Source organism: Treponema sp. OMZ 855, from assembly GCF_024181145.1.
Classification (GTDB): Bacteria; Spirochaetota; Spirochaetia; order Treponematales; family Treponemataceae; genus Treponema.
This window is the reverse complement of the sequence record NZ_CP051194.1, coordinates 2,226,005-2,244,312: the sequence shown is the minus strand read 5'-3', so window position 1 is coordinate 2,244,312 and position 18,308 is coordinate 2,226,005. Positions and strand designations below refer to the sequence as shown.

Below are 18,308 nucleotides of genomic sequence, written 5' to 3'. Positions count from 1 at the left end.
TGCATCACGTAAAAATCTAACCCAAAATAGAAGCCCAAAGGAAGGGCGCAATGGGGTTAGACATGAAAACGAAAAAGGAATTAACCGAAGAGACGGCGAAGCGTTACTGTACGGCAAGCAAAAAGAGCAAGACGAAAATAATCGATGAGTTCATTGCAACAACCGGTTACAATCGAAAGTATGCCATTCACGTTCTGAAAAACAGTGCATATGTAAAGGTCACGCACTTTAACAATGTCGCAAGACAGAGCGTACAGGTCATTACAAAGACACGTAAAAAGCGGAACTATGAAAAATACTACGGTCAAGACGTACAACAAGAAGTCATCCGGCTGTGGATTTTTTCGATGTATCTGTGTGCAAAACGACTTGTGCCGTTCATTCGGGATAATATCGATTACTTTACTCAAAAGTTCGGCTATGATGAAAAACTGAAAGCAAAACTCGCCCGCATATCAAGCGCGACAGTCGGCAGGATTCTCAAACCGGAAATCCCAAAACATTCCATCCGCGGTATTTCAACAACACGACCTGCAAAGAATCTTAATAAGCTCATTCCCATCCGCACCTTTTTCGATTGGGATGAACGTAAGCCGGGTTTTTTTGAGGTTGACACCGTTGCCAACTGCGGCATAAGTACCCAAGGACAGTATATTTGCACGCTTACCCTTACCGATGTCCATTCCGACTGGACAGAAAACCGAGCACTTTTAAACAAAGCTCACCGCTGGGTAAAAGAAGCGATAGAAGATGTGAAAGAGAAGCTCCCCTTTCAGATGAAAGGTATTGATAGCGACAACGGAAGTGAGTTCAAAAATACACAGCTGTTGCAATGGTGTAAAAGTAATGAAGTTATTTTCACTCGGAGCAGATCATATAAAAAGAATGATAATTGTTTTGTTGAACAGAAAAATGACAGTGTCGTAAGACGCATCGTCGGTTACTATCGCTTTGAGGGAGAAGCGGCACGAGCGGTCATGGCTAACCTTTATCAGCAGTACAATGCACTCGTCAATTTCTTTTTTCCCTCGATGAAAATTATTTCAAAAAAACGGATAGACGCAAAGGTCATAAAAAAATATGATACGGCAAAGACGCCGTATTGCAGGCTGATGGAAAGCTCTGATGTAAGCGAGGCGGTAAAAGCTGAGCTGTGCCGCAGGAAGAACAACTTGGATTTACAACAGCTGCTTGAAACAACGCAATACTTGCAGCGTAAACTTATCTCTATGGCTCAGCCTTGGTCATAGATAGCTACGGTTAGATTTTTACTTGAGTAACCGCAATCCTTTCGGTTAGATTTTTACGTGAGTAAATACGTCCCCCGATGTGATAATGTGCGATAACGAAACTGTTACCACGAGCCGGAAGAACCGCCGCCGCCAAAGCGTCCACCGCCGCCGCTGAAACCGCCGCCAAAGCCCCCACTGCCGAACCCTCCGCCGCGTCCCGAATAACCGCCTCTTCGTCCTGCCGAAAGGAATAGCAACGGCCAGAATAAACCGCCGGGCATAAAACGGGAACCGAGCAGAAAGATAATAATCAGGAAAATGACGAGCGGCAGCGGAATAGAATCGTCATCCTGCCGGTCGGCTTCTTTTACAGCCTCGCTGATGAGGCTTTCATCTTGAAGCGCAAGCCCTGCAAGGTTTTTTACCCCTAAAAGAACACCTTTTCCGTATTCCTGCTGTTTAAAGTGAGGTGCGATGATTGAACGGATAATCCTGCTGCTTTGTGCATCGGTGATACGATCCTCGAGGCCGTAGCCCACTTCGATACGCAGCTTGCGGTCTTGTGCGGCAATTACTAAGATAACGCCGCTGTCCTTGCCTTTTTGTCCGATCTGCCATTTTTCCGCAACGCGGATGGAATAATCTTCAAGACTTTCGCCTTCCAACGAAGGAATGGTCAATACCGCTATCTGTAAATCGCTTTGGCGGTCAATACTATATAAATACGCATTTAATTCCTGCGTTTCGCTTGCTGTGAATATATGTGCATAATCGTTGACCGGGCCGTTCAGGGGCGGAACGTCAAGCGCAAACAGAAAGGCGCTTTGCACACAAAGATAGGCAATAATGATAAACCGGAAAGGATGTTTTGAAAATTTCATAGCTTCCCCTTTAGTTTTATGATGCGGCGGAGGAAAGGCGTGTAAGACATCGTTTGATCATAGAGAACGGGAAGCCTTTTCGTTGAAGGGCGCTGTAGAGTTTTTGTTCGGTATAACCCTTACGGATAAGGCTGCGTGCTGCTCCTTCGCATACTTCTGCTTCGTCAATCTCTGCGAAAAAATCATTGAGCGCTTGCTTTGCCGTGTCCGCAGCGATTCCGCGTTTACGCAGTTCCGAAAAGAGACGCGAATATCCTTCTTTTTTTGAAAGGCTCCTCGTATGTAAATATGCACCGGCAAAGCGGGAATCGTCAAGCGTACCTTCAGCACGTAAATAATCCAACGCAGGCTGATATTCGTTTTTTATATAGCCTTTTTTTTGCAATTTGACTGTTAGTTGATAAGAAGAATGTTCGGCACGGTTAAGATAGGCAGCAGCTTGTTTTTCAGCTAAGAAACGCCGGCCTGCTTGATAGAGATATTCTGTTTGGGATTCTGTAAGGGTGAGTGGAAGCTCCTCTATCGCAAGCGGTTCATCAAAGTAACAAAACCGGCTTACGATAGAAACATCCCCGGAGAGTACCAGTTTGACGGTATCCGAGGATGTATGCTCCACCGCAATAAGGGTAGGATTAACGCTTGCTGAACTGGAAGCGTCGGCGAGCACCGCGTTGGCCATACTTTTTGCGTTCAACCATTCTGGAATCACGAGTTAATAAGCCATTCGCTTTAAGTGAGCTGTGGTTAGAGGCATCTACCTGTGCAAGCGCACGGGCAATACCGTGTGAACAAGCACCTGCCTGTCCGTTTAAACCGCCGCCATATACGGTAATGATGATATCATAGCGGGTATCGCTGCCGGTAACAAACAAAGGCCGTTTTGCCATTTGAACCTGCTCGGGAGTGGCAAAGTAGTCGTCCATATTCTTATTGTTGACGGTTACCGAACCTTTCCCTTCGCGGATATAAACCCGTGCTACCGAGGTTTTTCTTCGTCCTGTTCCTATTCCGATATTTTTCACAACCATTTCTCCTAAAATTATAACGCTACCGCAACAGGATTTTGTGCCGCATGCGGATGTTCGCTACCTGCATAAATTTTCACATTTTTAAGCAGTTTACGCCCGAGCGGGCCTTTGGGCAGCATACCTTTTACCGCAATATACAGCGGTTCGGTCGGCTTTTTCCCGATAAGGGTATTAAAATTGACGGACTTAAGTCCTCCGGGAAAACCTGTGTGATGGTGATACATCTTATCCTTGTCTTTATTCCCCGTAACGGCAACCTTATCGGCGTTAATAACGATAATATAATCGCCCGATTCCTGATGGGGTGCATAGAGAGCCTTGTGCTTTCCTCGAGCCATTGCAGCAACTTTTGCAGCAACCCGCCCAAGCGGCTTTCCTGCAGCGTCGATAACATACCAGCTCCGCGGTATTTCACGCTCTTTATAAAAAATTGTCTTCATCTTTTGTGTACCTTATATATTTTTATTGCAGATAATGTGGGTAAAACACTATATCAAAAAAGCGGCTATGCAGTCAACCCGCAGAACTTTATTCGTTTTTATTTTCTCCAACTTTCATCGCTGCTTCTTCTTTTCTCGCATCCTGCTTGTCTTTGATATCTGCAATACCGATGAACACAGCAATTAATCCGACAAAGGCTGTAAAAATCGGTAAGCCGCCGCGCAAAAAGAGTAGAATATCTTTTCCCCAGCCGAGTCCGAAACCGGCAGTCTCCGGCGGAAGCGCTGCAAAGACTGTAAAGAGAATCATTGCTGCCCCAATAATAAGCGCAATCATACCAACCTCCTATTAAAGAATGACCCGTACACGATTCGAACGTGCGACCTGTTGCTTAGGAGGCAACCGCTCTATCCACCTGAGCTAACGGATCAAAAGATTATGCTGCCTATATCGGCATATCAGCTATGCTTCTTAAACAGCCTGTATCTTAGTGAGTATAAAAAAAAAAACGGCCTTTTACAAGCCCTCGTGTTGTTCCTTTTTAAAGTATAAGGAACCTCTCAAAATCTAAGCGATTTTTTAGAGATGCTTTATCGGTCTTTTCTCCGAAAATTGACATTTCAGGCGAATCGCTGTACATTGATACAATGATTGCAGATAAAATAATTAAAGCCGTTTTCGGTTCACAGCACGAACGGGATATTAAAGCATTGCTGCCCGTTCTTCATCAAATAAATGAAAAAGAAGCATGGGCGCTCGCTCTTGCTCCCGAAGATTTTACGAAAAAGACCGCCGAGTTTAAGGAGCGGTTTGCAAAAGGCGAATCCCTCGATGCCTTTATCCCCGAAGCCTTTGCGCTTGCACGGGAGGCGGCGCGGCGTATTTTGCACGAGCGTATGTACGATGTGCAGCTCTTAGGTTCGCTGGTGCTCCATTCGGGACGCATCGTCGAAATGAAGACCGGTGAAGGTAAAACCTTGATGAGTATCGCCGCTTCATACCTCAATAGCCTTTCCGGGAAGGGTGTACACATTGTAACCGTCAACGACTACCTCGCAGAGCGCGACGCCGATTGGATGCGTCCCGTCTACGCATATCTCGGAGTCAGTGTCGGCGCAATCCTTTCCAACATGGACAACGCCGCGCGGAAAGCTGCCTACAATGCGGACATTACCTACGGTACCAACAACGAATTCGGCTTTGACTATCTGCGCGACAATATGCAGCTTACAATAGAAGAAAAAGTGCAGCGCGGCTTTTCATTCGCGGTTGTGGACGAAATAGACTCCATCCTCATCGACGAGGCGCGCACACCGCTCATCATCTCCGGTTCCGCTGAGGACGACACTAGGCGGTATTTTGATGTCGATAAGCTCGTCGATCAGCTTGAAGAGGTTAAGAAAAATCCCGAAACCGGTGAGTATCCCAATGAGCTGGAAGGGGAAGAGATTGTCGGCGACTACACCCTCGACGAAAAGAGCCGCCGCGTGTCCTTTACCGACTCCGGTATGCTGCATATTCAGGATATCCTGCAAAAACAGGGCTTAATCAACGGCAGCCTCTTTGAAGAAGAGAACTTTGAATATATCCACTACTTTACGCAGGCAGTACGCGCCCACATCCTCTATCACATCGATGTTGATTATGTCGTAAAAGAAGGGCAGGTGCAGATTGTCGATGAGTTCACCGGGCGTATTCTTGAAGGACGCCGCTATTCGGACGGCTTGCATCAGGCTATCGAAGCGAAAGAGCATATCCGCATTGCTCAGCGCAACCGCACGATGGCGACTATCACTTTTCAGAACTTCTTCCGTATGTACGACAAGCTGTCCGGTATGACCGGTACGGCAGACACCGAAGCGGTTGAATTCAACAAGATTTACTCGCTCGATGTTGTGGTTATCCCGACCAACTTGCCGGTTATCCGCAAGGACGAACACGATGTGGTCTACCTGAATGAAGCGGAAAAATGGGAAGCGCTCTGTAACGAAATTGCCGAAGCGCATAAACGCGGACAGCCGGTACTGGTTGGTACGGTGTCTATCGAAAAATCAGAAAAGCTTTCGGCGCTGCTTACCCGGAAAGGTGTCCGCCACGAGGTATTGAACGCGAAGAACCACGCACGGGAAGCGCTCATCATCGCGGAAGCGGGCGCAAAAGGTTCGGTTACGATTGCAACAAACATGGCAGGACGCGGTACCGACATCAAGCTCGGCGGCAGTCCCGAATTTAGGGCGCGCAGACGGGCAGGAACCGAAGCCGAGCCGGAAGTGTATCAAAAAATATACGAAGAGGAATACAAGAAGTGGCAGGAAGACTACAAGGAAGTCAAATCGCTCGGCGGTTTGTATGTTATCGGTACCGAACGGCACGAAAGCCGCCGTATCGACAATCAGCTGCGCGGACGTTCGGGACGGCAGGGCGATCCGGGGCGTTCAAAATTCTTCCTTTCCCTCGATGATGATTTGATGCGTCTGTTCGGCGGTGAAAATCTCAAGCGGGTGATGACAAAGGTCGGTATGGAACCCGGCGAGCCGATCGAACATCCGTGGCTCAACAAGAGTATCGAAAAGGCGCAAACCAAGGTTGAAGAGCGCAACTTCGATATCCGTAAGCATCTCCTTGAATATGACGACGTGCTGAACGAACAGCGCGGCTTTATCTATGAACAGCGCGATAAAATTTTGCAGGATGAAAATCTTGTTGAGCGCATTTATGCCACGGTAGAAGAATACCTCGATGATGCATTCGAGCAGTTCAAGCACGGTTCCCGCAAGGAAAAACCGGAAGAACTCAAGGAGCTACAAGCAAATCTCAAGGCAAAATTCGGCTACATTTTCAGCGATGAGGACACGAAGCTAGCCCATGCTGCCGACACCAGCGCCTTGCAGCAGAAAATCTACGCCGCGCTCAAAGCAAATATCGAAGAAAAGATTGCGCTTGCCGGCAATGAAAATCTTAATATGTTTATCCGCTACCAGTATTTACAGGCGATAGACCGTAAATGGCTCGATCACTTGGAAAATCTGGAAGCCCTGCGCGAAGCTGTCTACCTCCGCTCTTACGGTCAAAAAAATCCGCTTACGGAATACAAGCTTGAAGGTTTCGACATCTTCTATGCGATGCTCGATGAAATCCGCTTCTCCATTGCCTCCTTACTGGTATTGGTACGGATTAGCACCGAAGAACCTGCTTCGCGTACTCCCAACCGCCGCATCCCGCAAGGCTCCGCGCACCACAGCTCCATGGCTTCTTTCCGGCAGAGCAGCTCCCCGATGGGGTCAAGCAGCAAGCCGGAAAACGTCCAAGTAGTACGCACCGCGCCTAAAGTCGGCAGAAACGATCCCTGCCCCTGCGGCTCCGGCAAAAAATACAAGCACTGCTGCGGAAGGTAAGCAGCATAACGCCGAATCTGTATGATATGACCGGGACACTCTTTGGGGTGTTCCCGTTGCAATTTTGTCCCTCTCCTGATTATTTTGAGGCAGCTTTTCCGGCAGACCTGTAAAGCCGCCTTTTTACCCTTTGTGTTCACAAATTATTCATAAATACATCCGATTCTATTTAGGAACAAGTTTGATATTTCCTCAAACTTGTTATCAGGTACTGTACAGAGATGTGCGCGCCTGATAGGTGGCAGTCCGCGGTCTTGGCGTCAGTGTCCTATAGACAGGATGGGATTTTGCTTTAGCTTGTTTAGTGAGGATATGCCTAATCTGGCTGTTGATGCTGTGTTCCGGTGGGTATTATGGTAGAAAGATGTCATTGGTTTAATCCGCGATAGTTTAGATTGCAAATGGGGTGTTCGTATGATATTATGAGGAAGGGTCGAAAAGGTGTTAGATGGATGTCGCCCTGCGGCACATAAGGAGAAAAAAATGAATATACCAGGGTTATCTACTAATAATATTACAGAAACTGTGAACAGTGTACTAACTGCTAGTAAATTACCCACTGTTAGACCTATGGCATCGACTGTTTTACAAGCAATAAGTTCATTGCCAAGTGTATCACCAAGTATTTTAAATAGAGCAACTGAAATAAGCGGATTATCAATTTATCCAAAGAGTTGTTTAAATTTATTTGAAAATATTAATTCTTTCGGTATAAACTCTAATATTTTCGGGCAAAATGATACTGCTTATTCAAGACAAAATGAGCTTGAAACAAAACTAAGCAAACTAGCGACAGAGCTAAGAGAAAAGTACAAAGAAATTGAGCAGTTAGAACAAAATGATGAAAACAAAAATAAAAAAATTGATGAATTGACTGAAAAATTAAAAGAATTTGAAGTTAATAAATTATTAAGTCATTTATTACCAAGAGTAAATGAATATGCTCAAAAGCGATTGTGTGAGGATAGTAAGTTTGCAGAAAGATTTAAATTAAACTCAATTTGTAAATCAGTAGTTGTTTCAATAGATATTCGAGATTCAACACAATTAATGCTAAATGCGAAATCTCCTGAGTTGTTTGCACAGTTTATCACTAATATTTCATTAAAATTTGTAGAGATAGTAACTTCTAACTATGGTGTATATGACAAATTTACAGGTGATGGGCTACTCTGTTTTTTTCCAGATTTTTATTCTGGAGAAGATGCAATTTACTATGCTTTAAAAACTGCGGCAGAAGCACACCAACTTTTTCAAATCGAGTATAGTAAATACTATAATAGTTTTACAGTAGTAAGATCTGATGTTGGTTTGGGAATTGGAATTGATTATGGAGAAACTTGTCTAACATCTATTAGTAACGATTTAACAGTCGTCGGAATTCCTGTTGTTTATGCCTGCCGTCTTTCTTCAGCACCGGCGAATCATACTTACTTAAATCAATCTGCATTTGAAGTTATAAGTGAAAAATATAGTTGCTTTTTTACTAAGAAAATCCAAACACACGCATTTAAAAATCAAGGCAGTATGATAGCTTATGATATTGATCTAAATTTTGATGCAATTAAACCAGAATTACCTGATTGGTTGGACGAAAAAGATCTAACACCCGCTTCAACCTGACATTTGTTTTGTCATAAAACTTGCTTAATGTGCCTATACGGCACCGCAAGTTTTACGCCAACTTTGCCGCCGCTATGCGTCGGCAAAGGCACAAATGCAGGTTAAGCGAATGTTATGTGTATGCAAGATATGCAGTTGCATGGAGTAATAAAATATGGGTAAATATGGGAAATGTTTAGTTTCTGAGTACAAAGATTTACAAAAATTTTATAAAAAGTACAAAAAACAAGATGACGCATTACTTGAATATAGAAAGAAGATAGCCCAAATTACAAAGAATACAAATCAAAATATACACGCTGATAATAGATTTGATTTATTATACTGTGATATTAAAGGATATTTATTACATTTGTATTTTCTTGATAAAGAACTAAAAAATTTTCTTATAAACATTGATTTACCAAATATGAAAAATGCAATTGAATTTATAAATGAACAAAGTTACGAGACATTATATCCAATTTTAGATAGTAAATCTAAAAAACATATTCAATTTTGTATCCATGTTCCAGATGAACCTAATGGCTATGTTTTTAGAATTGCACAAAATGACGAAAAAAATGATTTGACTTTTTTTATAATCGATAATACAGAAGAAAGTTATCTTGCATTTTTCAAACAAGGAATTAATTCAAAAATCGGATGCCTTATAAAATTAGCAGTTAATACATTATTTTATATAAACTGTTTCTCAGATTGCGTAGTAAACGGGATTCCTAAAGACGTTAAACTGGACAGTAGTTTTTCATGTCCTAAATTCAGAGTTAAAATCACAGATAAAATTAAAATCAAATCAGGAACAGGCGAAACTCATTTGGTTTCATCTCATTTCAGACGTGGACATTTTAGATACTTTCCCGCCGATTCAGAATATTTTGTGAATAAGAAAGGAACGACTATCTGGATTGAAGCAACGACTGTTAAAGGAAATAATAAAATTGTCTTAACAGACGATTCCATCAAAGAAGAAAGACAATAAAATGATGAGTTTTTATAAAAGATTAAAAATTTACAAAGAATTAGAAAAGCTTCCTTTTAAAGAATTGCATATTGCTTTTACTATTTGCTCAGATCTAATTGTCAGCAAGTTTATAAATTCAGTTTTGAAAGAAACAGAACACTATTTTCTAGGTTCATTAAGATTAGAACAATTATTTGTGGACTTTTATACAAAATATCGAAACTATAATTTTTGGAGAAAAGTTGTTTTTTCTCAAAATGAAAGTATTTTAGATTTATCAAAAGATTCTATTTTAGCTTTTCCGTGGAATAAATCACGATTGCTCCCATTATTAAGTGACTTTGGACAAGAAGGTTTCTTATTGAAAGAAGATACGCTTAATCATGATGTAACTTTAATAGCTCCTTTTAATATCTACTTTGCATATAGTGGCAATCATTCAATTGCAACTGGTAGATTTTATAGAAAAGGGATTATTCATTGCCACCAAAAAGTTGATTATTCGCCCGTATTAAATGATTTTGATTTTGATGGAAAATATTTTAGAACTCTATCAAATCACAAGATAAATAGACCGTATTTTGATGAATTAGGGGAATTATTTATGATAGGAAAAATTTTGGTTGAAAGGAAACAAAACACCTAACACCCGCTTCAACCTGACATTGCGGGCAAGCCGCAAAGCAGGTTAAGCGAATGTTAGGCTGACGTTGCACGCTTGTTTTATCTTTAAATTAAAGGAATTAAGTTTTCCCTAGCATTGATTGTACTTTTCAGAATAACATCAACTTGATGAATTGATTCGGATATAAAGTGTGAATTAGATTGTATAAAAATATGTTATCGAAAAATAAATATTATTAAAAAAGAGGTAGGCAATGCTTAGTTTTGTGTATGGAATATTATTATTACTTGCTTCAGGAATATCATTTTTAGGAGGGCTAATACTACCTCTTGGAATTATTTTTGTTGCAATGGGATGCCTTATAGGTCTTATTATTTCCATATTATTTATAAAGAAATCAATGGAAAATAAAAAAGTTAATCTATTATCATTCGGAGTTATTGTAACTTTAATGTTTGCATTACTTGGATTTTATTTTGACATACATAGAACAAATAAAATAAAAGAAGAACTTTATAAATTAAAAGCATATGTAATTAAATATGTAGAAGAGAATGGAGAATTACCTAATTTTGAAAATGATGAGTATATAAACAAGTATAAAAATAAGCCAAGTTTAAGTGATTATGGAGACGGTAAATTTGATATTAAATATATGGATGGAATAATATCAAGTGAAAGTAATGATATTGGATTTAGACCGAGACCATAAACCTAACACCCGCTTCAACCTGACATTGCGGACGAGCCGCAAATGCAGGTTAAGCAGATGTTATGCTCACACGTCGCTGACGTGGTAATTTTAAGAAGTTATGAATAAAAAATATCTAATAATGAATATATTATTGATACTTTCAATTTGTATACCAATAGTTTCATTGTTTTTACTTTATGAAGTTTTTGATTTTCAGGGAATATATACAGGCTTTTATGTATATGTATGTATTAGTATCTTATATATTCTATTTTTACTTATTTTAGGATTTTCAATTCTAGAAAGCAAATATCAATTAATGAATAAGATTATTTATACGATTATTATAGTTGGATATATTATATTTGCGTTTTATTTAGTTGATATACAAATTCCTTAATAATGATATATAGCTACTTGACAGATATATCTTAATAACAGATAATATAATTATGATTAAATCATTTGCAGATTCAGAAACAGAAAAAATCTGGAAAGGCAGTAAATCACCTAAGCTTCCGCCTGAAATACATAAGAGAGCATTCGCCAAATTATTGATAATTAATTCAGCGGAAAAAGAAGATGATTTAAGGATACCTCCAGGAAATAAATTTGAGCATCTTCTTGGAGATTTAAAAGACTATTGTTCTATAAGAATAAATAATCAATGGAGAATACAGTTTAAGTTTCTAAATAATGAAGCTTATGAAGTACAGATTGTGGATTACCACTAAATGGAGGGATGCTATGGATGAAAGATTTGAATTACCAACAGTTGGTGAAATTTTAGTAGAAGAGTTTCTTGAACCTTTACATATTACTCCGTATCGACTTTCAAAAGATTTAGGGGTTTCTTCCAGTTCAATTTTAGATTTAGTTCACGGAAAAAGAAAAATAACGGTCGAAATGTCTTTAAGATTTTCTAAATATTTTGGAACGACTTCTAAGTTCTGGCTTAATATGCAGAATGAATTGGATTTAAGAGAAGCAGAGGTAAAACTCGTAAATGATTTAGAGAAAATTCAAAAGTGTAAGCAGATAGCCTAACACCGTTTTCAAAGCTGACAAAACCTACGGTTTTGCGGTTTAAAACAATGTTGAACGGACGCTTCGCGCCCGTTCAACGGGGCGGCGGAATCTCCGCCTGTCGTCCGGCGCACAGCGCCGTCCAACACGCGGATTAAGCTGACGGCAAAGCTCAAAAGTCTAAAGACTTTCTCGCTTCTTGCAGCTTATCCGCCGCCTCGTTAGGCGGACACGCATTGGCGTGCTTTTTTTAGGAAAGAAAAATGAAGAAAGTATTTTTTATAACATCTTCAATTTTATTATTTCTTTTTCTTGTATATAGATTTTTCTTTGTCGGATTAATGTATGATGCATATGAAAATAGTAATGCAGAATATGAAGATTCAAATGTCTATATAGATTCATCTTTTTTTCCAAGCTATGATTATGAAGGCTATACTATTTTTTTTGTTCATTATCGTAGACGATATTATTTTCAATTTAAAATACAAAGCAAATCTGGGAAAATTATAAAAGCTGAAATTCTTAATAATGAATTAATAAAAAATGGAAATTCTTCTTCTTTTATGGATTCAAGTAGTTGGACTCGAAATGGACGAGAAATGGTATTTATGGATATAACAGAAATATACCCTTCAGCAATTACTTCAAAATACGACAGAGAAGATGAATACCTTGAATATTTCAAAGAATATAAGACTGTAAACTTCAAACATGAAGAATATCCAGAAACAGAAGATTATTGTATTTATTTCGAAATTCCGATTACTTACAAAAAAGATGATACAGTGGAAATTAATTTGGAAATTAATCTTATATTTGAAGATGGTCATGAAGAAATTGTATGCCAACATTTCGGAGGAAAGAAAAATAGATATATAAATTTTCTTTAATTTTTTAGAAATAAGGTTTATAGAAAAAAGGAATATTTTAGAAAGCAAGTCGAGCTTGCTTTCTAAAATGGAATTGAACTTTAGGGGTTGCGCGAAGAATCGATAGTACGCGACTTTACGCCGCTTAGGAAAAATATCATAATAGAAGGGTACGCTGTCAAAAACAGTACAAAATATTTCTTAATGAAAAAAGGAATTAAGAAATCTAATTCTGTAAAAGAAATAATTTTGCCATAACACGGCTTTAACCTGACATTTGTTTTGTCACGAAAGTTGCTTGAGTGGGCGCTGCTGACGCAGCTCCCTTTTTATGCAACTTTCTCGCCAACTTTGCCGCTGCTAAGTGCGTCGGCAAAGTCACAAATGCAGGTCAAGCGTTAGTTATGGCGACAGGCCACTGGCCTGCTTTTTTAGAAGGAAAAATGAAAAGAACAGTTTCACTATTATTTATATGTATATATCTGTTTAACTGCTATGCGATAAATTTTGAAATAAATTCTAAAAGTTATCCACATTGGGTTTTTCAACAGTATAATTTTTGTCATGAAGAAAATACCGATTCTAAAAATCATAACAATATTGTGCTTTGGACTCATACCGTACAAACATGGCCATTTGGTATTTTGTATGATGATTTCAGTTTTTTAGTAGATAAGAATATATCATGGAAAAAAATGATGATTTATAGTTTTTCCTATCAGTCAGAGAATGGAGAAGTTTTTATCATTAAAAATAAAATAATAAACAATCATGGAAATATGTTCAACGAAATTAAAAAATATTGGTTGGTTAAAGAAATGAAAAATGAAAAAAATTTCATAGGAAAAATTGTATATAGTTTTGATGATGGCGAACTTATTACAGAATATACTGAAATAACAGTTTGGTAATAAAGGATATAATTTCAGGCTTGGACGAAGAAGCGGTTTTATGCCGCTTAGGAACAGTACAATATATAGAAGCATACGCTTCAAAAAATATAATTCTGTAAAAGAAATATTTTTGCCATAACACCCGCTTCAACCTGACATTGCGGACGAGCCGCAAATGCAGGTTAAGGGTTGGTTAGGCGGATACGCATTGGCGTGCAAGAAAGGGAAAAAATGGAAAAAATAATTAATTTTTATGAAAAAAGAATAAAAATTATTCTAGGTATAATTCTTGGGGTTTGCATATTAAATTGTATTATTTGCATCTGTAAAGATATAAAAGTTTCAGAAGCTTTATTAGGTTTTGGAATAAGCATTGTTTTTTTCTTTATAGCATGGGCAATGGTTTTTATCGTATTAGGTTTCCAGAAAATAAACCCGTTTTGTCCAAAATCTATTTTTAAGTTTTTTTGTTACTTCTTTATAATAGTAAGCACAATTGGTATTATCTTTGGAATAATAAATGATACAATTATTTGTTTACTAAAAGATAAAAACGATATGTTTCCTTTTGCATATTCTACATGTCTATTAGGTTTTGTTTACGGAAACATTTTTCTATATAGAAAAACTTTTGGTAAAGATAAAGAAATTGAAGTAAAAACAAATATCGAAATTACAGATAAAACTAAAAAGAAAAAATTATAAAATGTGTTGTAATATTTGGAATTGGTTTTATCGGCGCTATAATTGTATGCACCTCTATTTTTTCATTATTTAAAAACTCTGAGCCATATAAGTATTCATTAGAACTTATTGAAAATAATCAGGATGCTATGGAATATCTTGGAGAAGAATATAAACTTCCAATTATAATTAGTGGTTCTATGAGTATGAATGGAAATGGAACGGGACAAGCATCTCTTTCGTACAAAAAAAAGGGAAAAATGGTATTTCAAGAGTGTATATCGATGCTGAAAAGGAAAATGGAGTTTGGAAATATAACAAAGTAATTTTTTATAAAGAGAAAGGAAAAGCAGATTCAATAGATTTACTTTTAAATAAAGAATAACGCCTAACACCGTTTTCAAAGCCGACAAACGGACAAGCCGTTTGCGGTTTAAAACAATGTTAGATTGACCTGCCTGAAGGCAGGCTCAAAAAAAGTCGTTGTTCGAAAACACAAGTAAGAAATCAAAGCTACTTTTTTATGGAGGCATGGAGAATAACAGTCTGTACATTTACTTCGATCTAAAATAAATTTATAGGAGTAATGAATTACATTTTAGATTTAAAAATCTTGATACTGCATGGAAAGCCAGAGAAGAGATAAACAAAATAAGTAGTGGCTTGCCTGCAAGTGGAGGTTACGCCTCAGATTCAGTTACGCTTAATTTGAGTGGGATGGGGAAAGATTCTTCAGAGGCGGCAAGAAATGTACAGACAATTATAGATCGTTATGGCGGTGAATCCTGGTAAAGTACAAGAGTTAATGCGATAAAAATTAGATAGAATATTTAATAAAAGTTATTGACAGCAAGTTCTTAGTTTGTATATAGTATAAGTAAGGAAAGTAAGGAGCTGTTTTATGGAACTTGCAAAAGTAACCTCAAAAGGTCAGATTACCATTCCTCTTACAATAAGAAATTTGCTTGGATTAAAAACTGGGGATAAAGTCTATTTTGAAGAAAGTAGAGGAAAAATTTATATTACAAACGCCTCTCAAATAACTTTGTCAAATGCTCAAGATCAAATGCAAGGAGAAGCAGGAAAAGTAGGCTTTCAAACAGAAGATGATATTATTGCTTATATTAAAGAATTAAGGAAAGTACGTTGAGAGTTTTCGTAGATACAAATATCATTATTTCTGCGATACTTTTCCCTAGTGGTAAAACTGCTCGAGTTTTTTCCTATTTACTTGAAAAACATACAGTGATAATTTCTTCATACACCAAGGAAGAATGCGAAGAAGTTTTTAAAAGAAAATTTCCATTAAAAAGAGAACTGTTGGATATTTTTTTGATGGAATTAGTTTTGAGGAATTTAATAGTCCGAATAAAATTGATGGAAAGCAATATCCGAAAATTCGTGACATAAAAGATTTACCGGTTCTTGCATCTGCAATTTTATCTGATTCGGATATTTTAATTACTGGAGACAAAGATTTTGAAGATGTAAAAATTGATAAACCATTAATTTTTACATCGACAGAATACTTTGACATGATTGAAGAAATAATCTAACACCCGCTTCAACGCTGACATTGCCTTTGCAGCAAATGCAGGTTAAGCAAATGTTAGATGGATGCTTTCGGCGCACAAGATAAAAGGAGAATTTAATCTTGTTTGAGAAAATCAACGAATAAAAGTCCTTCGGACAATCTATTTATATATAAAACACTTACCTGTTAAGCGCACCCTTGAGTGTCGGATTCAAGGGTTAAAAAACGAAATCTGTTCTAGCGAGCCAGGCTTCTAATCACGGAAATCAGTTTTTGCCGTTTCATAGGTTTTGAGGCCGAAATCAGCAGAAAAATACTAAAAAAGTGCTTTGTTTTTTCTAAAAACATCATAGAAATGGTTAGATTGCAATATTATTTTTCAAAAATTAAGTTCCGTGGCTTTTAATTTTACCACAGTGCAAAAATATTCAAAATATGATATAATTCTGAGTATGAAGATTTATCTTGATAACTGTTGTTATAATCGACCATATGATGACCAAAATTATCTATCGATTTCACTTGAAACACAGGCAAAGTTGCTTATTCAATTACTTATAAAGGAAAAATGTCTAGAGCTTGCTTCTTCGTTTATTTTGGATTATGAAAATTTTTGCAACCCATATAGTGATAGAAAAATTGCTGTAAAGAATTTTCTGGATACCAATGTTTCTGATTATATAGGTAGTGAAAAATCGGAAGAAGTCATTACAAAGGCAAAAATAGTGATGGCAGCAGGTGTAAAAATGAAGGATTCTTGCCATATAGTTTGTGCTGAAATGATGAAATGCGACTATCTTTTGAGTACTGATAAACGTATGTTAAAATATAAGAGTGATACTGTAAAATTACTTAATCCGATAGAATTCATAGATTTTTTAAATGGAGGTAATGAAAGTGATGACTAAAATGATTGAACCACCAGCGACAATAGAGCTTCTTTCTCGTGGTATGGAATGTTTGGTGGAATCTTTGGGTATCGTTGATGCAGAATACTTTATTGCTGCTGTAAGAAGAGAACGTTTTGATTATACAAAATGGCAGCGAGATTATTTTGACAAGATAGATTTAAAAACTTTTGTTAATAATGCGAAAACCTATGCTCAAACTATGGGAAAGTAAAATCGTCTAACACCCGCTTCAACGCTGACATTTGTTGTGTCACGAAAGTTGCTTGGGCGGTAATTGCTAGCGCAATTCCCTTTTTATGCAACTTTCGCGCCAACTTTGCTGTCGCTACACGCGACAGCAAAGGCACAAATGCAGGTTAAGCGGATGTTGGATGGACGCTGTGCGTCCCTCCAACGGGGCGGCGGAGCATCCGCCTGTTGTCCGGCGCACAGCGCCGTCCAACACGCGAATTAAGCTGACTGCGAAGCTCAAAAGCCTAAAGGCTTTCTCCCTTCTTGCAGCTTATCCGCCGCCCCGTTAGGTGCACGTCTTCGGCGGGCGAAGAAAATAATATCTGTAATTATTGATAAAGGAATAAATGTAAATGATTATTGAAAAAATTTGTGATTATGTAATTGAAATTATTGATGATAGAGAATATTCAGAAAACTCAACAGATAATATAATAATATACAAAAATATTTATAAAACTGATGATGAACGTATTAGTACAAAACATGGAATAGTAATAAAGGATAAAAATAATCAGATTCTTTCTAGCGCTATAATGCTTGTAAGTGGCGGAGCAACGGGAATTCATGAGAAGTTATATATTATCGAGAAAAATAGAATTCTATTGCTTTGCGTCTCAAATTGGTTGTTTTCATTAACAATACCAACTCTTGAATTAAATTGGAAAAAAGAAATCGACTCAGTAAGTGCTTTTGGAATCTATAAAATGAATGATGATTATATAGTTCATGGAGAACTTGAAATAAGCAGAATTAATATAAATGGCACAATTATTTGGCAAAATTCTGGATCTGATATATTTGTATTGCCGAAAGGAATTAATAATTTCTATATTGAAGATAATAAAATATTTACACAATCTTGGGATGAGAGAAAATATTGTTTTACTTATGAAGGAAAAATCACCTAACACCCGCTTCAACACTGACATTGCCTTTGCCGCAAATGCAGGTTAAGCGAATGTTATGTGGATGCCTTACGGCACGATAAACTGTAACTTTGAAAAATGGTGTATATTTTTGTAAATTAAAGCTTAAAACCCAAATTAATAGCTTAGGCTCTTTGAGTAAAGCGACGTTTTATCATACTGACTAATTAAGTAAGAAAAACAAACTTTTATCTAAAAATTTTAAAACTTATTAAGGAAATCAACGAAATATAAGTCCTCCGGACGGTCATGGAGAGGGCTTTTATTCATAATTAGTAAAATATATGAGAGTCAGGGATTCTGCATTATAACTAACTAAATCATTGTGTGATATGAATGTTTAAT

The 18,308-nt window shown here is 37.8% G+C and carries 22 protein-coding genes, 1 tRNA gene and 1 pseudogene; 18 read left to right on the top strand and 6 right to left on the bottom strand.

All coding sequences use genetic code 11. The annotated features are described in order from the left end of the window. Positions 1–62: 62 nt before the first annotated feature. Positions 63–1,250 (top strand): integrase catalytic domain-containing protein, encoded by a 1,188-nt coding sequence (locus E4N65_RS10205; protein WP_253673144.1) that lies wholly within the window; start codon positions 63–65, stop codon positions 1,248–1,250. A 104-nt stretch (positions 1,251–1,354) separates the two neighbouring features. On the opposite strand, the gene E4N65_RS10200 is transcribed toward E4N65_RS10205, so the two are convergent. The 6 genes from E4N65_RS10200 to E4N65_RS10175 form a co-directional block, all read right to left on the bottom strand. Further along, on the bottom strand, positions 1,355–2,113 hold the full coding sequence (locus E4N65_RS10200; protein ID WP_253673143.1) for a TPM domain-containing protein: 759 nt from the start codon (positions 2,111–2,113) through the stop codon (positions 1,355–1,357). Between the two features lie 16 nt (positions 2,114–2,129). Then, positions 2,130–2,792 (bottom strand): regulatory protein RecX, encoded by a 663-nt coding sequence (locus E4N65_RS10195; protein WP_253673142.1) that lies wholly within the window; start codon positions 2,790–2,792, stop codon positions 2,130–2,132. Continuing rightward, positions 2,746–3,135, bottom strand: coding sequence for a 30S ribosomal protein S9 (rpsI, locus tag E4N65_RS10190; protein ID WP_044017141.1), 390 nt, complete (start codon positions 3,133–3,135; stop codon positions 2,746–2,748). Before rpsI ends, E4N65_RS10195 begins: the two co-directional genes overlap by 47 nt. Before the next feature lie 17 nt (positions 3,136–3,152). Then, positions 3,153–3,581 (bottom strand): 50S ribosomal protein L13, encoded by a 429-nt coding sequence (gene rplM, locus E4N65_RS10185; protein ID WP_044014908.1) that lies wholly within the window; start codon positions 3,579–3,581, stop codon positions 3,153–3,155. 88 nt (positions 3,582–3,669) lie between these two features. After that, positions 3,670–3,918, bottom strand: coding sequence for a hypothetical protein (locus E4N65_RS10180; RefSeq protein WP_044014910.1), 249 nt, complete (start codon positions 3,916–3,918; stop codon positions 3,670–3,672). 20 nt (positions 3,919–3,938) lie between these two features. Beyond that, positions 3,939–4,012 (bottom strand) — tRNA-Arg (locus tag E4N65_RS10175). Positions 4,013–4,232: 220 nt separating this feature from the next. Between E4N65_RS10175 and secA the strand changes: the two genes are divergently transcribed. The 17 genes and pseudogenes from secA to E4N65_RS10095 all read left to right on the top strand — a co-directional run bounded on the left by secA (position 4,233) and on the right by E4N65_RS10095 (position 17,945). Next, positions 4,233–6,977 (top strand): preprotein translocase subunit SecA, encoded by a 2,745-nt coding sequence (gene secA, locus E4N65_RS10170; protein WP_371921838.1) that lies wholly within the window; start codon positions 4,233–4,235, stop codon positions 6,975–6,977. A 441-nt stretch (positions 6,978–7,418) separates the two neighbouring features. Further along, a complete protein-coding gene (locus E4N65_RS10165; RefSeq protein ID WP_253673140.1) occupies positions 7,419–8,600 on the top strand; it encodes an adenylate/guanylate cyclase domain-containing protein in 1,182 nt (393 codons plus the stop codon). A 154-nt stretch (positions 8,601–8,754) separates the two neighbouring features. Further along, positions 8,755–9,582: a hypothetical protein gene (locus E4N65_RS10160; protein ID WP_253673139.1), complete on the top strand. Its 828-nt coding sequence runs from the start codon at positions 8,755–8,757 to the stop codon at positions 9,580–9,582. Position 9,583: 1 nt separating this feature from the next. After that, positions 9,584–10,210, top strand: a complete 627-nt coding sequence (locus E4N65_RS10155) for a DUF6710 family protein (protein WP_253673138.1) — start codon at positions 9,584–9,586, stop codon at positions 10,208–10,210. Positions 10,211–10,442: 232 nt separating this feature from the next. After that, positions 10,443–10,901 (top strand): hypothetical protein, encoded by a 459-nt coding sequence (locus E4N65_RS10150; protein WP_002669546.1) that lies wholly within the window; start codon positions 10,443–10,445, stop codon positions 10,899–10,901. A gap of 434 nt (positions 10,902–11,335) precedes the next feature. Beyond that, complete coding sequence (locus E4N65_RS10145) at positions 11,336–11,617, top strand: type II toxin-antitoxin system RelE/ParE family toxin (protein WP_253673136.1); 282 nt, start codon at positions 11,336–11,338, stop codon at positions 11,615–11,617. Between the two features lie 13 nt (positions 11,618–11,630). Continuing rightward, positions 11,631–11,930 (top strand): HigA family addiction module antitoxin, encoded by a 300-nt coding sequence (locus E4N65_RS10140; protein WP_253673134.1) that lies wholly within the window; start codon positions 11,631–11,633, stop codon positions 11,928–11,930. 242 nt (positions 11,931–12,172) lie between these two features. Further along, a complete protein-coding gene (locus tag E4N65_RS10135; protein ID WP_253673133.1) occupies positions 12,173–12,802 on the top strand; it encodes a hypothetical protein in 630 nt (209 codons plus the stop codon). A gap of 281 nt (positions 12,803–13,083) precedes the next feature. Next, positions 13,084–13,692 carry a hypothetical protein gene (locus E4N65_RS10130; RefSeq protein WP_253673132.1) on the top strand — a complete coding sequence of 203 codons (609 nt, stop codon included), beginning with the start codon at positions 13,084–13,086 and terminating at the stop codon, positions 13,690–13,692. Between the two features lie 213 nt (positions 13,693–13,905). Next, entirely contained in the window at positions 13,906–14,379 is a 474-nt protein-coding gene (locus tag E4N65_RS10125; RefSeq protein WP_253673131.1) for a hypothetical protein, read from the top strand. Beyond that, positions 14,373–14,684 carry a cytochrome c oxidase assembly factor Coa1 family protein gene (locus E4N65_RS10120; RefSeq protein ID WP_371921837.1) on the top strand — a complete coding sequence of 104 codons (312 nt, stop codon included), beginning with the start codon at positions 14,373–14,375 and terminating at the stop codon, positions 14,682–14,684. The genes E4N65_RS10125 and E4N65_RS10120 overlap by 7 nt, the downstream gene beginning before the upstream one ends. 575 nt (positions 14,685–15,259) lie before the next feature. Beyond that, entirely contained in the window at positions 15,260–15,508 is a 249-nt protein-coding gene (locus tag E4N65_RS10115) for an AbrB/MazE/SpoVT family DNA-binding domain-containing protein (protein ID WP_253673130.1), read from the top strand. After that, positions 15,505–15,914: pseudogene (locus E4N65_RS12280) on the top strand (putative toxin-antitoxin system toxin component, PIN family). Before E4N65_RS10115 ends, E4N65_RS12280 begins: the two are co-directional and overlap by 4 nt. Before the next feature lie 430 nt (positions 15,915–16,344). Beyond that, positions 16,345–16,800, top strand: a complete 456-nt coding sequence (locus tag E4N65_RS10110) for a hypothetical protein (RefSeq protein ID WP_253673129.1) — start codon at positions 16,345–16,347, stop codon at positions 16,798–16,800. Continuing rightward, positions 16,790–17,014, top strand: coding sequence for a hypothetical protein (locus tag E4N65_RS10105; RefSeq protein ID WP_044017143.1), 225 nt, complete (start codon positions 16,790–16,792; stop codon positions 17,012–17,014). The genes E4N65_RS10110 and E4N65_RS10105 overlap by 11 nt, the downstream gene beginning before the upstream one ends. A 160-nt stretch (positions 17,015–17,174) precedes the next feature. Further along, the gene (locus E4N65_RS10100) at positions 17,175–17,324 is read left to right on the top strand and encodes a hypothetical protein (RefSeq protein ID WP_158506660.1); all 150 of its coding nucleotides are present in this window, start codon (positions 17,175–17,177) and stop codon (positions 17,322–17,324) included. A 63-nt stretch (positions 17,325–17,387) separates the two neighbouring features. Further along, the gene (locus E4N65_RS10095) at positions 17,388–17,945 is read left to right on the top strand and encodes a hypothetical protein (RefSeq protein WP_253673128.1); all 558 of its coding nucleotides are present in this window, start codon (positions 17,388–17,390) and stop codon (positions 17,943–17,945) included. The last annotated feature ends 363 nt before the right edge of the window (positions 17,946–18,308 follow it).

Coding starts and splice junctions, on each gene's coding strand:
- E4N65_RS10205 (WP_253673144.1), top strand. CDS start 63: ATGAAAACGAAAAAGGAATTAACCGAAGAGACGGCGAAGCGTTACTGT.
- E4N65_RS10200 (WP_253673143.1), bottom strand. CDS start 2,113: ATGAAATTTTCAAAACATCCTTTCCGGTTTATCATTATTGCCTATCTT.
- E4N65_RS10195 (WP_253673142.1), bottom strand. CDS start 2,792: ATGGCCAACGCGGTGCTCGCCGACGCTTCCAGTTCAGCAAGCGTTAAT.
- rplM (WP_044014908.1), bottom strand. CDS start 3,581: ATGAAGACAATTTTTTATAAAGAGCGTGAAATACCGCGGAGCTGGTAT.
- E4N65_RS10180 (WP_044014910.1), bottom strand. CDS start 3,918: ATGATTGCGCTTATTATTGGGGCAGCAATGATTCTCTTTACAGTCTTT.
- E4N65_RS10160 (WP_253673139.1), top strand. CDS start 8,755: ATGGGTAAATATGGGAAATGTTTAGTTTCTGAGTACAAAGATTTACAA.
- E4N65_RS10155 (WP_253673138.1), top strand. CDS start 9,584: ATGATGAGTTTTTATAAAAGATTAAAAATTTACAAAGAATTAGAAAAG.
- E4N65_RS10150 (WP_002669546.1), top strand. CDS start 10,443: ATGCTTAGTTTTGTGTATGGAATATTATTATTACTTGCTTCAGGAATA.
- E4N65_RS10145 (WP_253673136.1), top strand. CDS start 11,336: ATGATTAAATCATTTGCAGATTCAGAAACAGAAAAAATCTGGAAAGGC.
- E4N65_RS10140 (WP_253673134.1), top strand. CDS start 11,631: ATGGATGAAAGATTTGAATTACCAACAGTTGGTGAAATTTTAGTAGAA.
- E4N65_RS10135 (WP_253673133.1), top strand. CDS start 12,173: ATGAAGAAAGTATTTTTTATAACATCTTCAATTTTATTATTTCTTTTT.
- E4N65_RS10125 (WP_253673131.1), top strand. CDS start 13,906: ATGGAAAAAATAATTAATTTTTATGAAAAAAGAATAAAAATTATTCTA.
- E4N65_RS10115 (WP_253673130.1), top strand. CDS start 15,260: ATGGAACTTGCAAAAGTAACCTCAAAAGGTCAGATTACCATTCCTCTT.
- E4N65_RS10110 (WP_253673129.1), top strand. CDS start 16,345: ATGAAGATTTATCTTGATAACTGTTGTTATAATCGACCATATGATGAC.
- E4N65_RS10100 (WP_158506660.1), top strand. CDS start 17,175: ATGGACGCTGTGCGTCCCTCCAACGGGGCGGCGGAGCATCCGCCTGTT.
- E4N65_RS10095 (WP_253673128.1), top strand. CDS start 17,388: ATGATTATTGAAAAAATTTGTGATTATGTAATTGAAATTATTGATGAT.